Below are 14477 nucleotides of genomic sequence, written 5' to 3'. Positions count from 1 at the left end.
AGATCAACGCGCAGTAGGTTTAAACGTTCCGCTGGCCGGCGACAAGGCAATGAGGGTGAGATGAGTAAGGTAAAGGTGGCGCCTATTGAACTCGAAATAGACGCCACGGAGGTAATCAATCAGGTCGAGGAACTACTGGGGTTACTTGAGCTTCCAGCCCGTTCCCTTGAAGGCATCCCTGAGGATGTCGTCAACCTGCTTTTTGACAACATCCGTCCCTTGCTTAACGACATCGTCCTTAGTGATTTCTCGACCACAGTTGGCACAACTGACGCCAACAAAATTTGTATCAAAGTCGAAATCATCGGGACGCTTGAGCATCTCGCTTCCGCAATCAGGGCAAGCAACTTTCATCGTTGTCAGTTTTGACATTTTTATTTCCTTGCTGGCTGTGTGAGAACTACCAGCATACCACCGAGCCTGAAGTGGTTAAAAGACAGGCATAAATGAGGAATTGGAATGAGCAAGCAAGGCATCAAAGCCCTGGTCATTTCGGCAGTTATTGGGCTCTTCATCTGGATCGCGCTTTTCAGCGCACTGGGGGGATTGTTTCTATGAATGATTTCGCACGCAAACCCGCTCGTCAGCAAGCTATTCGTTTAAGTCCGCTGTCAGCTTTCATCCGCCGGGTGTGCTACATGCTCGCGCAAAAAGGAGCCCCTTCATGAGCACGATGTTTGCCCTGGTTCTCACCGTCAGCATGCTGACGGGCGGTAATCAGGATGTCCTGCTCGGCGTTTACGACACTGAGAATGACTGCAAGGCTGCTGCAGAAGAGCAACACGTGAAAGCTGAATGTTATCCACTGAAAGGCGTACTGGACGAGCATCCGGCCGGGTTCACGGTGCAAATGTAGGGGGGAGAATGCAGAAAAAATGCGGTTACTGCCGTAAAGCGATCGAGGGGAAACCAGTGGTGAGCACCCTGTTGTACCTCCAGGGGAACCAGCTCGCAAGGAAACAAAAAGAGTACTGCTCTGAACGCTGCGCCTCTTACGACCAGATGGCGCACGAGAGCTAACGTAAACCCGCCGAAGCGGGCTGTACGTCCGGTGCCACCGACCAAAGTTACACCGGAAATTACCAAAACCAATGACCACCCTAAATGGGCGCTACCAATGGCCCGGGGGATTCTACATCCAAAATAGAGGCTATCACATGGAATATTTTTATCTGATAAAAGCGACTCAAAAATCGGGTAAATCTGATGCCGTAATCTGGCGCACTAATAAATCAGAAGCTCGCGCCCTTCTGCAGCTGGACGTCGATCTGGAAGACGCTGGGATCGAAACAGGCCGCGGCAAAGACTATCAAAAACCAATTCGCACCGATTTCCCGGTATTCAATGACCTGCCGGCGGAAGGTGTTCTCGATTACTCATGGTGCGAACGCTACCAGCTCGGCGACGATGGTCGCACCTGGGCTCTGAAGCCAGGTCAGGTGCCTGCGGATCATCACATCGATGATGCCGGAGTAACCTCTGAGGCCGTTACTGGCGAGACCGTGGAAACTTTCGGTAGTGATGAATACCAGGACGATTCCAGCGCGCTTTTTAACGTGACCGAGCTCCCCTTTCGCGCTCAGCTGCTGGCGCAGTACATGGCCGAAGAACGTCACGTTTATCATATCAGCATGCCTCACCGGCAGGAGCTGTCAGCTCTTGAAATGGACACTGATAACGCAGCCGTCCAGGATCTGATTCTGGTCGCCGAGAATGTCCCTGAAATCAAAAAATACGATATGCCGGCGCTCTGGAAATTCACCAGTGCCAATAAAAAAGTCTTCCCGGAAGGGAAGCGGCATGAGCTCGGCAAGCGTATCCAGTTTGCAAAGCTGTGGTTCGCCACGAACGCGATTGACCGCGGCATTCTCACCAGGGAATGGGCTGCCGGTAACTGTATTTCTTCAGTTATGAAAACTGATGCAGGAACTAATGCTGGCGGCGGTAATAAAACCGATCGCAATCCCGACTACACCCATACCCTTGATACGCTCGATGTAGAAATAGCCCTGGCCACAATGCCAATGGATTTCGATATCTACAATTTCCCGGCATCAATTCACCGCCGGGCCAAAGAGATCGTCCAGAAGAAAGAAAGTCCGTTCAAGGAATGGTCGGCTGCCCTGCGCAAAACCCCTGGCATCCTGGATTATTCGCGTGCGGCGATTTTTGCACTAATCAGGGAAGCATCCAGCGGAATAACTCCTTTTCCAGATCGGTTGCGTGGCTACATCAACGCAAATCTGACTGAGCATAAGCATGACGCCCCTTCCCCTGAAACGCTTGCCAAGGCAGGGCATATTTCATCTGCCGCCGTCACTCTGGACGCTATGAAAAAGGCTATCGATGGAGATGAAGGTGTGCCTGACCTGGAAACTCTCCCAACTGACTTTCAGGTAATTGGCACCGAACTGGTGAAAGAAGCTCAAAAGAAACGTCCTGACGCTAATCAGGTTCTGGCCGCCGAACGTGGCGAATATGTCGAAGGTATCAGTGACCCCACGGATCCGAAGTGGATAACCGAAGACCTGACCAAACCCAGAGCCCCGGAAATTGCTAATCTCGGCGGCGGAATGTTTTCAATTGAAGGCCTTATGACTTCACCGGCTACTAATCCCACCGAAGAAGGAACCACCAGCAATGTGCAGATGGAGGCGGATCAGTCAGTCAAAAACGAAATTGATAGTTCGGTATCAACAGGCGAAGGCGCTGATGAACCTCCTGCGCAAACAACTGCCGTGAACATGAGCAAAATACTGGCTGAACGCTGCCCGGATCTTACCGCCGAAGTGCTGAAAAGCCAAGTTTCCGAGAGTGCTCATAGCGATGAAGAGGAAGAGGCTGAACAAGCAGCGCCAGTATGGCCGGAGTATTTAGAGCCAGGTCGATATGAAGGCGTGCCAAATGAGGTCTACCACGCCGCTAACGGTATTAGCTCCACGATGGTTAAAGATGCGCGGGTTTCGCTGATGTATTTCGAGGCGCGCCACGTATCCAAAACTATCCAGAAGGTACGCTCCCCTGTTCTGGATATGGGCAATCTGGTGCATGCACTGGCACTGCAGCCTGAACAACTGGAAAAAGAATTCAGTATCGAGCCGGAAATCCCGGAAGGCGCCTTCACCACGACTGCGACGATCCGCGCGTTTATCGACGAATACAACAACGGGCTTCCGGTTTTGCTCAGCGCAGATGACATCAAGAGATTCCTGGAAGAATACAACGCGACCCTGCCCGCCCAGGTTCCTTTGGGTACATCAGTTGAAGAAACCGGCCAGGGTTATATGTCTTTGCCTGCTGAGTTCCAGCGCATTGAAGACGGTCAAAAGCAAACCGCTACCGCAATGAAGGCATGCATCAAGGAATATAACGCTACTCTGCCCGCACAGGTGAAAACCAGCGGCACCCGAGATGCCTTACTGGAACAGCTGGCAATCATTAACCCTGACCTGGTTGCTCAGGAAGCACAGAAGGCGCAGCCGCTGAAAGTATCAGGTACTAAGGCGGATCTGATTCAGGCCGTGAAATCGGTAAAACAGGATGCCGTGTTTGCCGATGAGCTGCTGGATGCATGGCACGAGAACCCGGAAGGAAAAGTGCTGGTTACCCGCCAGCAGCTGGCTACGGCACTGGCCATTCAGAAAGCACTGTTGAATCACCCAACCGCTGGCAAGTTGTTGACGCACCCGAGCCGTGCCGTCGAGGTGAGCTATTTCGGCATTGATGAGGAAACCGGGCTGGAAGTTCGCGTGCGTCCTGACCTTGAGATAGACATGGGCGGCCTGCGCATCGGTGCGGACCTTAAAACCATCAGCATGTGGAACATCAAGCAGGAAGGCCTGCGCGCGAAACTGCACCGGGAAATCATCGAGCGCGATTACCACCTGAGCGCGGCTATGTACTGCGAAACCGCAGCCCTTGACCAGTTCTTATGGATATTCGTTAACAAAGACGAGAACTACCACTGGATCGCCATTATCGAGGCATCCGAAGAACTGCTGGAACTCGGCATGCTGGAATACCGCAAAGCTATGCGCGCGATCGCGAACGGTTTCGACACTGGCGAATGGCCGGCGCCAATCACTGAGGATTACGCCGAAGAACTCAACGATTTTGATGTGCGCCGTCTCGAAGCGCTGCGCGTACAGGCATAAGGGGATATGACGATGGAAAACACCAATATTGTTACCACTGAGCAACAGGCTCCAAATACCATTTCTGCCAGTAACGCCATCTTCAACGTGCAGGCACTCGGCCAGCTAACGGCATTTGCAAACCTGATGGCAGATTCTCAGGTGACGGTACCTGCACACCTCGCGGGTAAACCAGCCGATTGCATGGCGATCGTTATGCAGGCAATGCAATGGGGCATGAATCCCTACGCAGTAGCGCAAAAAACGCATCTGGTAAACGGTGTGCTTGGGTATGAAGCCCAATTGGTCAATGCGGTAATCGCCAGCTCAAGCGCCATTCATGGCCGCTTTCACTATCGTTACGGAGGCGACTGGGAGCGCTGCACCAGGACTCAAGAGGTCACCCGGGAAAAGCACGGCAAAAACGGGAAATACAATGTCACCGAGCGTGTACGAGGCTGGACAGATGAGGACGAAATCGGGTTATTCGTCCAGGTCGGCGCGATTCTGCGCGGTGAATCGGAAATCACCTGGGGGGAGCCACTTTATCTCTCTGGAGTCGTCACACGTAATTCTCCTTTGTGGGTTTCTAACCCGAAACAGCAAATCGCTTATCTGGGCGTCAAATACTGGGCGCGGCTGTATTGCCCGGAAGTCATCCTGGGTGTTTACAGCCCGGATGAGGTTGAACAAAGGACCGAGCGAGAAATAAACCCGACGCCGGCGCAAAGAATGTCTGTGGCAGAGATCACCAGCGGAACAGACATCACCACCAGCGCGCAGGATTCAGCTCTCAATATTGATTCCCTGGCAGATGATTTCCGTGACCGCATTGAGCGCGCCGAATCGGTCGATGCAGCAAAAGCCATCAGGGCGGATCTGGATAAAGAGAAAGCTGTGCTGGGCACTGTTCTCTTCACCGAGCTGAAAGGTAAAGCCGTGCAGCGTTATTTCATGGTTGACGCCAGAAACAAAGTTGAGGCCGCGATCAACTCTCTACCTAATCCCGGAGAACCGGAAGCCGTCGAACTGTTCGCTAAAGCTGAAGGCATTCTCAACGGCGCGAAACGCCACCTCGGTGATGAACTGTATGACCAGTTCCGCATCACCCTGGACGACATGAAACCGGAATACGTGGGCTAACCAGATCGGGAGAGGAAACTTTCCCGATAAAGGAATGTATATGCGATTGATTAACCGAAGCAGACACTCCCCTCTGGGCCGCCAGGCGTGCGATGCCGCGCTGGCAAAACACGTTGAGCTTTATGGAGCTTACGGGCGACAGAAAACGAAGAGAACTTATACGGTGGTGGTTCAAGGCTCAAAGATCACTGTAGAAGTTGTTAACAGAAAAAGTAGCTATGTGGCCACAGCCATGAGCTGCGCACGCCGGCTACACCATCTGCCTGGACAATGTAACTAAGGGGTTTTTATGACTAATACATCTCATAAATCAGATGAAATTTTGATAACCGATGACGTTCTGTCCAGATACAAAATATCGCGCAGCACACTCTATTTCTGGAGCACCCCATCCCGGATGCCCTCTTACTTTGCTCAGCCATTCCCGCAGCCTAAAATAAATGGCAGCCCTAAAAGGTGGAGACTTTCAGACTTGCTGGCCTGGGAAGATAACGTGGGGATCAAACCAGAGACTGACCAACCAGCTTCTCAAGATGATCCTGCCAAACAGCAAGCCAGTGACGCTGATCATCCAGATAATCATGCAGGTTATAACGTGCCATGACACCTGCCATATGATGGCCAAGCAGTTTTTCCACAACATGTGGCGGCGCACCTAATTCAGAAAGGCGTGTCGCCACTGTTCGCCTGAGGTCATGGAGAGACCAGGGTTTCATGCCTGTTTTAGCTATAATCTGAGCAGAAAACAGAGCGACGTTTGGTTGTAGTGGCGGTCTGTCATCTTCTGGCCCCCTGTAACGTGACAGTGTCACAACGTGTTTTGAAACTGACGTTTCCTTCTCTGCTAACATCATTCTTACTACTGCCTCGGGAAGTGCCCTTCTGACCGATTTCCCGGTTTTATAATCGCTTGACGGAATGGTCCACGTTTGCTCATGGAAATCGAACCACTCCCATCTTGCTGTTCTGATCTCTGTACTCCGACAGCCAGTCATGATGAGAAACTTCATTATCAGCTGTTGTCTGTACTTCAATTCAGGAAGGATATTCCAAACTGTTTTGATTTCCTCATCACTCAATCTCCGATCTTTTACGGATGCTGTGAGACCTACGTCAGAGCGCCTAAGGCTCTCAATTGGGTTCACATTAATTACCCCTCGATTGGAGCAAAAACGGAACGTACGCTGCATCAGTCCAAGCATCTGACCAGTGACAACTCTTCGCCCCATGCCATCAAAAAGGTTAAGCCAGTGCGCTTTAGTGGTCTGATCAACAATCATGTTCCCCAGCACAGGCGCTATATGGTTATTGAAGTCCCGTCGGTTAACCTTGATTTTCACAAGACCTTCAGGGATGCAGTAATACTTTTCCCAGTAATCGAAAGCCTCTTTAACGGTGAGCGCTTCGACTTTTTTCTGTTTCTCCAGAACTGTTTGCCGTCTCGGATCGAGTCCTTCTGTCAACCACGCCCTGAACTGCTGTCTACGTTCGCGAGCTTGAGATAAGGAGGTGGTGGGATAATCGCCAATCGTTAGCTGAGCGGCTTTCCCGTTCCATCTGTAGCGGTAAAAGAATGTTATACTGCCGGAAGTAGACAACCGGACATTCAGACCATGAGCGTCCGAAATGACCTCGATCTGGTCTCTCTTTTTGCCAAGAGCTTTTCTTAATTTTGTGTCGGTAAGCAATGTGTACACTCCGGAAGACGATATACACATCAGTGTACACATTTTACTTAAATTGATAACCTTCAAATCAATGCAGAACACACAAAATTAAAGCACTCTATGCTGGCAAGATGTTGTTATTAGCGGGATTTTTGAAAAGACTTAAAGCATGACTAACAAACTTAAAACGGATTCATATGCCCTACGATAGCGTTTATCTGGAAAAGCGTCCGCCCGGCGCGCTGCGCACCGTATGGCGTAAATTCTATGGCGACACCACGGCGATGATCGGCCTGTACGGCTGCGCGGGGCTGCTGCTGCTCTGCGTCTTCGGCGGCTGGTTCGCCCCCTACGGCATCGACCAGCAGTTCCTCGGCTACCAGCTGCTGCCGCCATCGTGGTCGCGCTATGGCGAAGTCTCTTTCTTCCTCGGGACCGATGACCTGGGGCGCGATGTGCTCAGCCGGCTACTGAGCGGCGCGGCGCCGACCGTCGGCGGCGCTTTTGTCGTCACCCTCGGCGCCACGCTGTTTGGCCTGGTGCTGGGCGTCATTGCCGGATCGACCCACGGCCTGCGCTCGGCGGTGATGAACCATATCCTCGATACCCTGCTCTCCATCCCCTCGCTACTGCTGGCCATCATCGTCGTCGCCTTTGCCGGGCCGCACCTCAGCCATGCGATGTTTGCCGTCTGGCTGGCGCTGCTGCCGCGGATGGTGCGTTCCGTCTACAGCATGGTCCACGATGAGCTGGAGAAAGAGTACATCATCGCCGCCCGCCTCGACGGGGCGTCGACGCTGAATATTCTGTTGTTCGCCATTCTGCCCAATATCGCCTCCGGCCTGGTGACCGAGATCACCCGCGCCCTGTCGATGGCTATTCTGGATATCGCCGCGCTGGGCTTTCTTGACCTCGGCGCTCAGCTGCCTTCGCCGGAATGGGGAGCGATGCTGGGCGATGCGCTGGAGCTTATCTATGTTGCGCCGTGGACCGTGATGCTGCCCGGGGCCGCGATTATGCTCAGCGTACTGCTGGTCAACCTGCTGGGCGACGGTATTCGCCGGGCGATCATTGCCGGGGTAGAATAATGCCGTTACTCGATATTCGTCACTTAACCATCGAATTTAAAACCAACGAAGGCTGGGTGAAAGCCGTCGATCGCGTCAGCCTGACCCTGACCGAAGGCGAAATCCGTGGTCTGGTCGGGGAATCCGGCTCCGGAAAGAGCCTGATCGCCAAAGCTATCTGCGGCGTGACAAAGGACAACTGGCGGGTCACGGCCGACCGCATGCGCTTCGACGACATCGACCTGCTGCGGCTGTCGAACCGCGAACGCCGAAAACTGATCGGCCACAACGTGTCGATGATATTCCAGGAGCCGCAGTCGTGCCTCGATCCCTCTGAGCGCATCGGCCAGCAGCTGATCCAGAGTATTCCCGGCTGGACTTACAAAGGGCGCTGGTGGCAGCGACTTGGCTGGCGCAAGCGGCGGGCCATCGAGCTGTTGCACCGCGTCGGGATTAAAGATCACAAAGACGCCATGCGCAGCTTCCCCTATCAGCTGACCGAAGGCGAGTGCCAGAAGGTGATGATTGCCATCGCCCTGGCCAACCAGCCACGCCTGCTGATCGCCGATGAGCCGACCAACGCCATGGAGCCAACGACTCAGGCGCAGATTATCCGCCTGCTGACGCGGCTCAACCAGAACAACAACACCACCATTTTGCTGATCAGCCACGACCTGCAGATGCTCAGCAAATGGGCGGATAAAATCAACGTCATGTACTGCGGGCAGACGGTGGAGAGCGGGCCCAGCGAAGAGCTGATCACCCTGCCGCATCACCCCTACACCCAGGCGTTAATCCGCGCTATCCCGGATTTTGGCAGCGCCATGCCGCATAAAAGCCGCCTCAACACCCTGCCGGGGGCGATCCCGCTGCTGGAGCAGCTGCCCATCGGCTGCCGGCTGGGGCCCCGCTGCCCGTACGCCCAGCGCGAGTGTATTGAAACGCCGCGTCTTACCGGAGTGCGCAATCACCTGTACGCCTGTCATTTCCCGCTGAACATGGAGAAAGAGTGAAATGGTCGAAACATTGCTGGAAGTGCGCCAACTCAGTAAGACCTTTCGCTACCGCACCGGCTGGTTTCACCGCCAGACGGTGGAGGCGGTTAAGCCGCTGAGTTTTACCCTGCGCGAACGGCAGACGCTGGCGATTATCGGCGAGAATGGCTCCGGAAAATCCACCCTCGCGAAGATGCTGGCGGGCATGGTGGAGCCCACCAGCGGCGAGGTGCTGATCGACGACCATCCGTTGACCTTCGGGGATTACTCCTACCGCAGCCAGAAAATTCGCATGATCTTTCAGGATCCGTCGACGTCGCTAAACCCGCGCCAGCGCATCTCGCAGATCCTCGATTTTCCGCTGCGGCTGAATACCGATCTCGACGCCGAAGCGCGACAGAAGCAGATCATCGACACCCTGCGCATGGTCGGCCTGCTGCCGGACCACGTCAGCTACTATCCCCATATGCTGGCCCCGGGTCAGAAGCAGCGTCTTGGCCTCGCCCGGGCGCTGATCCTGCGCCCGAAGGTCATCGTCTGCGATGAGGCGCTGGCCTCGCTGGATATGTCGATGCGCTCCCAGCTCATCAACCTGATGCTGGAGCTGCAGGAGAAACAGGGCATCTCCTACATCTATGTCACCCAGCACCTGGGCATGATGAAGCACATCAGCGATCAGGTGCTGGTGATGCATAACGGGGAAGTGGTTGAGCGCGGCAGCACCGCCGATGTGCTGGCCTCACCGCTGCACGACCTGACCCGACGTCTGATTGCCGGCCATTTCGGTGAGGCTCTCACCGCCGACGCCTGGCGCAAAGACGGCAAATAGCGTCGTCTCATTCACCTCGCCCGCTGACCTCACGCCGGCGCGTGGCCAGCGGTTCGCTTAAGGATGGCCACCGCGCTGGCAATGTCCGGCGCCAGCCAACGATCGTCCTCCCAGCCAGGCACGCTTTCGCGCAGCAGGTCTCGCGCCCGGCGCGTGCCCGCGGCCAGCTTCTGCGGCTCGTGAAAATCGAGCCCCTGGGCAGCGAGTAAATATTCGATGCCGAGGATCTGATAGAGGTTGCCCAGCAGGCGCTGCAGTTTCAGCGCAGCGCTGGTGCCCAGACTTAAATGATCCTCCTGCAACGCCGAGGTAACAAAATTATCCAGCACCGCTGGCTGCGCCAGCTGCTTGTTTTCCGCGCACAACGACGCGGCGACGTACTGGGCAATCATCATCCCTGAATTCACGCCCGGTCGGGCGACCAGGAACGCCGGCAGCCCGCTCACCAGAGGATTCACCAGCCGGTCAAGGCGTCGTTCAGCGATAGCGCCCAGCTCTGCCATGGCAATGGCCAGCAAATCGCAGGCCATTGCCACTGATTCGCCGTGCGGATGCGCCTGGGAGACCACCCGCCACTGCTCAACGGTCCCCAGGATCAGCGGATTATCGGTACAGGCGTTGAGTTCGATATTTATCTGCGTCTGCGCGTGGCTAAACTGATCGCGGCAAGCGCCATGCACCTGAGGCATCGAGCGAAGGCTTAGCGCATCCTGGGTGCGAAGTCCTTGACTTTCGGCCAGCAGAGGGCTGTCCGCCAGCAGCTCACGCAGCCGCTGGCCGCTGGTCTGGATACCGGGGCTGGCTTTCAGCGCCAGGATCTCGGCATCGAATGCCACAAGCTGGCCGCGCAGCGCTTCAAAGCTCATCGCGCCGGTTACATCGGCCCAGTCCATTAAGCGCTCGGCGTCGTCTAACGCCAGACAGGCCAGACCGGTCATGCACGGCGTACCGTTGACCAGACTCAGCCCCTCTTTCGCTCCCGGCGCGATGGGCTGCAGATTCAGCTGCGACAGGACCTCTGCTGCAGGCCACGTTCGCCCCTGCCACAGCACATCGCCAACCCCCATCAGGGCTAGGCCAATATGCGCCATATGCGTTAAATAGCCAACTGACCCCTGGGAGGGCACCTGAGGGGTGACGCCATGCTGCAAAAACGCCAACAGCTGCTGCACTATCCCGGCGGAGATCCCGGATTTACCGTGGCTGAAATTGGCCACCGCGGCGCACATAATTGCCCGAGTTGGGGCGACCTCCAGCAACGGTCCCACCCCGCAGGCATGGCTGAGCAACGTATTGCGCGACAGCTGGTGCAGCTGTGCTTCCGGCAGCGTAATATTGCACAGCGCCCCCAGCCCGGTATTGATCCCATAGGCTACCTGGCCGGCTTTAACGATATGCTGGACGATCGCCCGTCCTTGCGCGATACGCGCCCAGGCGCTGTCGCTGAGGCTCAAGGTCGCCTCGCCCCGGGCGACGCAAGCCACCTCCTGCCAGCGTATCGGCGCATCGCCCCACTGGATCATTTTCATACGACCTGTCCTGGCTGTTGATGGCTGGAGATAAATTGCTTAAAGCGCGCGGATCCCTTGCTGCCAAACAGCGCCTCAGGCGCGCCGTCGCAGTCAATCGTCCCCTGGTGCATAAAGACCACCCGGTTGGAGACATGGCGGGCGAATCCCAGCTCGTGGGTGACCACCAGCATCGTCCGTCCCTCCTCCGCCAGGCTGCGCATCACCTTTAGCACCTCGCCGACCAGTTCAGGATCCAGCGCTGAGGTGGGTTCATCAAAGAGCATGACGTCCGGCTCCATCGCCAGCGCGCGGGCTATCGCCACGCGCTGCTGCTGGCCGCCGGAGAGCTGCGCCGGATAAAAATCCTTTCGGTTCAACATCCCCACCCGCTCCAGCAGCTGCTCGGCCTGTTCAATGCAGGTCCGTTTATCGCGTTTGAGCACATAATGCGGCCCCTCAATGACATTCTGCAGAACCGTCATATGCGACCACAGGTTAAAACTTTGGAAGACCATCCCCAGCCGCGAGCGCAGGCGTTCTATCTGCCGGGGATTCGCCGCCAGCCGATGCCCGCGAGCGTGGTGTTTCATTTCAATCGTCTCCCCGCCGACGCTGACCACTCCGGCATCGGGCGTTTCCAGCAGGTTAATGCAGCGCAGCAGCGTACTTTTACCGGAGCCGCTGGCGCCAAGGATCGAAATAACATCGCCCTGCTGCGCCTGGATGGTGATCCCCTTCAGGACATCCAGGGAGCCAAAGGACTTATGAATATCGCTGACCGATAAGGTCACCGGACGTGAATCGAGCATCTTACTCTCCTTTGGTTATCGGCTTGAGCGACACGGTCGCAGGATTTGGCCTGGTATGCGGGGTTAAACGCCGTTCAAGCAGGGCGTACAATTGCACAATGATGAAATTGAGCAGCAGGTAGATGGCCGCCGCGCAGAGAAATACCTCCATCGTCCGGTAGGTACGCTGAATAATCTGTTGGGCCACCCCCGTGACGTCCCAGACGGTCACCAGGCTTGCCAGCGCCGTCGACTTGACCAACAAAATGGCCTCCGTGGAGTAGGCTGGTAGCGCATAGCGCAGCATCACCGGGGCAATGATCCGCCGCAGCAGCAGCCAGCGCGACATACCGCAAGCCTGGCCGGCTTCAATCTGGCCCGGCGGTATCGCCAGCAACCCGCCGCGCAGAATTTCCGCGGTATAGGCCGCCGTACAGAGCGCCAGCGCCAGAACGGCGCAGATGAAGGGTTCGCGCAGCAGCGGCCACAGGAAACTGTGGCGGATCACCCCAAACTGACCCAGCCCGTAATAAATGAGAAACAACTGGATCAGCAATGGCGAGCCGCGAAAGATGAGGATATAGCCTTTGGCGAAGCCGCTTGCCAGCGGCCAGCGGCTCATTCGCAGCGCCAGAACGCCAAGGGCCAGCACGCCGCCAAGCATAAAAGAGCAGATAAAGAGCCCCAGCGTCACCGGCAGCGCCGCGCCGAGCTTCAACAACGTCTCACCGAGGAAGGCAAAATCGATAATCATACGGGCTCCTTACGCCTGCGCGGCGCTGCGACGCAGCCAGGCGCGGTTCAGATGGCTCTCCGCCCGGGTAAACGCGCGGTTAGAGAGCAGCGTCAGGATCAAATAGCAACCGCCGCCGATGAGATAGAACAGGAAATAATCGCGGGTAGAGCCAGCGGCAATCTGGCTGGCGCGCATCAATTCAACCATCCCGGTCACTGATACCAGCGCCGAATCTTTGAGGCTCATCTGCCAGACGTTGGACAACCCCGGCAGCGAATAACGGACAATCTGCGGCAGCAGGATGCGCTGCAGGATCCGCCAGCGCGGCATGCCAATGGCGGTAGCTGCCTCCACTTCACCGGGCATCAACGCCAGGCGAGCAGCACGGTAGACTTCCGCCTGATACGAGGAGGAGATCAAACCAATCGCCAGGGCGCCAATCAGAAATGGCGGCACCTCAATAAAGCCGTCTGCGCCAAACAGGCGACCCAGCCATGAAATCATCCCTGAGCCGCCAAAATAGAACAGATAGATCACTAGTAATTCAGGGATACCGCGGAATACCACCGACCAGGCGGCGCCGAACCAGCGCGCTGGCGCGTGCCGGGACAATTTTGCGGCGGCGATGACGCCGCCCACGCCCGCACCGACGGCCAGCGCTGCAAGCGACAGCAGCAACGTGGTCAGCGTTGCGCTGAGGATCAGCGTCCCCCACCCGTTTTCACCCAAACTCAGAAGATTTAACATGGTTGCCTCGCTCAGGGAGTCACGTCGCTTTTAAACCATTTCTCACTCAGTTTTTTTACCGTCCCATCGGCCAGCGCCGCCTGAATGGCGCTATCCAGTTTCGCTTTGAGATCGGTATCGGTAAGGCGCACACCCATCGCCTCACCGCCTCCCCAGATTGGGCCGCTCATCAGCGGACCGCTCAATGCCAGATTGCTATTCTCCGGACGCGACAGGGTGGTGTTGGCAAAGGTAATATCATCAAACACCGCATCGATGCGCTCAGCCTGCAGGTCGAGGATCGCATCCGCTGAGTTGTTATATTCCCGGACGTCAGCGATATCCTTGAAATACTTATCAATAAACGGGGTGTAGACGGTGCCGGAAGCGATGCCGATGGTTTTCCCTTTCAACGCCGCGCGCAGAGGCGCAATCGCCGCCTGAATCTCTTTCTCATCATCATGAAGTTTGACCGCCGGGGACGGCGGTAGCAGCGACCCTTTTACCGCAATGAAAGAGGCCGGCGTGGCAGCGTATGCCTGGGTAAACGCCACTACCTTCGAACGCTCTGGGGTGACGACGATAGCATCCATGATCACGTCATATTTTCCGGCGTTAAGTCCGGCAATCATGCCATCCCAGTTCTGCACCACCAGTTTGCATTCGATCTGCATTCGCTGGCATAAATTCGCCATTAGCTCGGGCTCGAAGCCGCTGAGTTTCCCTCCGGGAAGCGTCAAATTCCAGGGCTCATAGCCGCCTTCCGTAGCGATGGTGATCGATTTCCACTCTTTAGCGTATGTTGAGCCACCAGACAGCAGTAGCCCCGAAAACAGGGTGACCAGGCAGGCCTGGCGGAAAGTAATACGCTGTTGCATTTTC

14 protein-coding genes and 1 pseudogene are annotated in these 14477 nt (G+C 56.0%); 8 read left to right on the top strand and 7 right to left on the bottom strand.

The annotated features are described in order from the left end of the window. Positions 1-141 precede the first annotated feature (141 nt). Positions 142-372, bottom strand: coding sequence for a hypothetical protein (locus ABLV64_RS08525; RefSeq protein WP_153591391.1), 231 nt, complete (start codon positions 370-372; stop codon positions 142-144). Between the two features lie 292 nt (positions 373-664). Here ABLV64_RS08525 and ABLV64_RS08520 point away from each other — a divergent pair, with 292 nt between their 5' ends. From ABLV64_RS08520 to ABLV64_RS08500, 5 genes and pseudogenes are all read left to right on the top strand, one after another. Beyond that, a complete protein-coding gene (locus tag ABLV64_RS08520; RefSeq protein ID WP_004179600.1) occupies positions 665-856 on the top strand; it encodes a YebW family protein in 192 nt (63 codons plus the stop codon). A gap of 8 nt (positions 857-864) precedes the next feature. Next, entirely contained in the window at positions 865-1020 is a 156-nt protein-coding gene (locus ABLV64_RS08515; protein WP_265240764.1) for a YdaE family protein, read from the top strand. A gap of 137 nt (positions 1021-1157) precedes the next feature. Next, positions 1158-4154: a RecE family exodeoxyribonuclease gene (locus ABLV64_RS08510; RefSeq protein ID WP_348843057.1), complete on the top strand. Its 2997-nt coding sequence runs from the start codon at positions 1158-1160 to the stop codon at positions 4152-4154. Next, a pseudogene (locus ABLV64_RS08505) lies at positions 4117-5276 on the top strand (RecT family recombinase). The gene ABLV64_RS08510 and the pseudogene ABLV64_RS08505 overlap by 38 nt, the downstream one beginning before the upstream one ends. A 40-nt stretch (positions 5277-5316) precedes the next feature. Continuing rightward, positions 5317-5556 carry a DUF4060 family protein gene (locus ABLV64_RS08500; protein ID WP_022631172.1) on the top strand — a complete coding sequence of 80 codons (240 nt, stop codon included), beginning with the start codon at positions 5317-5319 and terminating at the stop codon, positions 5554-5556. A gap of 220 nt (positions 5557-5776) precedes the next feature. On the opposite strand, the gene ABLV64_RS08495 is transcribed toward ABLV64_RS08500, so the two are convergent. Next, positions 5777-6994: a site-specific integrase gene (locus tag ABLV64_RS08495; protein ID WP_038991425.1), complete on the bottom strand. Its 1218-nt coding sequence runs from the start codon at positions 6992-6994 to the stop codon at positions 5777-5779. Between the two features lie 146 nt (positions 6995-7140). Here ABLV64_RS08495 and sapC point away from each other — a divergent pair, with 146 nt between their 5' ends. From sapC to sapF, 3 genes are read left to right on the top strand one after another with little or no spacing between them, the layout of a single operon-like run. After that, a complete protein-coding gene (gene sapC, locus ABLV64_RS08490; RefSeq protein WP_004151901.1) occupies positions 7141-8031 on the top strand; it encodes a putrescine export ABC transporter permease SapC in 891 nt (296 codons plus the stop codon). Next, positions 8031-9023, top strand: coding sequence for a putrescine export ABC transporter ATP-binding protein SapD (sapD, locus tag ABLV64_RS08485; protein ID WP_004203899.1), 993 nt, complete (start codon positions 8031-8033; stop codon positions 9021-9023). Before sapC ends, sapD begins: the two co-directional genes overlap by 1 nt. Before the next feature lies 1 nt (position 9024). Further along, the gene (gene sapF, locus ABLV64_RS08480) at positions 9025-9834 is read left to right on the top strand and encodes a putrescine export ABC transporter ATP-binding protein SapF (RefSeq protein ID WP_004203898.1); all 810 of its coding nucleotides are present in this window, start codon (positions 9025-9027) and stop codon (positions 9832-9834) included. A gap of 29 nt (positions 9835-9863) precedes the next feature. Here sapF and hutH read toward each other — a convergent pair whose 3' ends face one another. From hutH to ABLV64_RS08455, 5 genes are read right to left on the bottom strand one after another with little or no spacing between them, the layout of a single operon-like run. Beyond that, positions 9864-11363, bottom strand: coding sequence for a histidine ammonia-lyase (gene hutH, locus ABLV64_RS08475; protein ID WP_023318042.1), 1500 nt, complete (start codon positions 11361-11363; stop codon positions 9864-9866). Beyond that, positions 11360-12154, bottom strand: a complete 795-nt coding sequence (locus ABLV64_RS08470; protein WP_060657071.1) for an ATP-binding cassette domain-containing protein — start codon at positions 12152-12154, stop codon at positions 11360-11362. The genes hutH and ABLV64_RS08470 overlap by 4 nt, the downstream gene beginning before the upstream one ends. 1 nt (position 12155) lies before the next feature. Further along, positions 12156-12887: an ABC transporter permease subunit gene (locus tag ABLV64_RS08465; RefSeq protein ID WP_004203893.1), complete on the bottom strand. Its 732-nt coding sequence runs from the start codon at positions 12885-12887 to the stop codon at positions 12156-12158. 9 nt (positions 12888-12896) lie between these two features. Continuing rightward, positions 12897-13616, bottom strand: a complete 720-nt coding sequence (locus tag ABLV64_RS08460; protein ID WP_004203892.1) for an ABC transporter permease subunit — start codon at positions 13614-13616, stop codon at positions 12897-12899. Between the two features lie 11 nt (positions 13617-13627). Further along, on the bottom strand, positions 13628-14473 hold the full coding sequence (locus ABLV64_RS08455; RefSeq protein WP_004203890.1) for a transporter substrate-binding domain-containing protein: 846 nt from the start codon (positions 14471-14473) through the stop codon (positions 13628-13630). Positions 14474-14477: the final 4 nt, after the last annotated feature.

It is taken from the genome of Klebsiella sp. JB_Kp031, from assembly GCF_040064295.1.
Lineage (GTDB): Bacteria > Pseudomonadota > Gammaproteobacteria > Enterobacterales > Enterobacteriaceae > Klebsiella > Klebsiella quasipneumoniae.
Note: the sequence above shows the minus strand (reverse complement) of the source record. Positions and strands in the feature narration are given on the sequence as shown.

Coding starts and splice junctions, on each gene's coding strand:
- ABLV64_RS08525 (WP_153591391.1), bottom strand. CDS start 372: ATGTCAAAACTGACAACGATGAAAGTTGCTTGCCCTGATTGCGGAAGC.
- ABLV64_RS08520 (WP_004179600.1), top strand. CDS start 665: ATGAGCACGATGTTTGCCCTGGTTCTCACCGTCAGCATGCTGACGGGC.
- ABLV64_RS08515 (WP_265240764.1), top strand. CDS start 865: ATGCAGAAAAAATGCGGTTACTGCCGTAAAGCGATCGAGGGGAAACCA.
- ABLV64_RS08510 (WP_348843057.1), top strand. CDS start 1,158: ATGGAATATTTTTATCTGATAAAAGCGACTCAAAAATCGGGTAAATCT.
- ABLV64_RS08500 (WP_022631172.1), top strand. CDS start 5,317: ATGCGATTGATTAACCGAAGCAGACACTCCCCTCTGGGCCGCCAGGCG.
- ABLV64_RS08495 (WP_038991425.1), bottom strand. CDS start 6,994: ATGTGTATATCGTCTTCCGGAGTGTACACATTGCTTACCGACACAAAA.
- sapC (WP_004151901.1), top strand. CDS start 7,141: ATGCCCTACGATAGCGTTTATCTGGAAAAGCGTCCGCCCGGCGCGCTG.
- sapD (WP_004203899.1), top strand. CDS start 8,031: ATGCCGTTACTCGATATTCGTCACTTAACCATCGAATTTAAAACCAAC.
- sapF (WP_004203898.1), top strand. CDS start 9,025: ATGGTCGAAACATTGCTGGAAGTGCGCCAACTCAGTAAGACCTTTCGC.
- hutH (WP_023318042.1), bottom strand. CDS start 11,363: ATGAAAATGATCCAGTGGGGCGATGCGCCGATACGCTGGCAGGAGGTG.
- ABLV64_RS08470 (WP_060657071.1), bottom strand. CDS start 12,154: ATGCTCGATTCACGTCCGGTGACCTTATCGGTCAGCGATATTCATAAG.
- ABLV64_RS08465 (WP_004203893.1), bottom strand. CDS start 12,887: ATGATTATCGATTTTGCCTTCCTCGGTGAGACGTTGTTGAAGCTCGGC.
- ABLV64_RS08460 (WP_004203892.1), bottom strand. CDS start 13,616: ATGTTAAATCTTCTGAGTTTGGGTGAAAACGGGTGGGGGACGCTGATC.
- ABLV64_RS08455 (WP_004203890.1), bottom strand. CDS start 14,473: ATGCAACAGCGTATTACTTTCCGCCAGGCCTGCCTGGTCACCCTGTTT.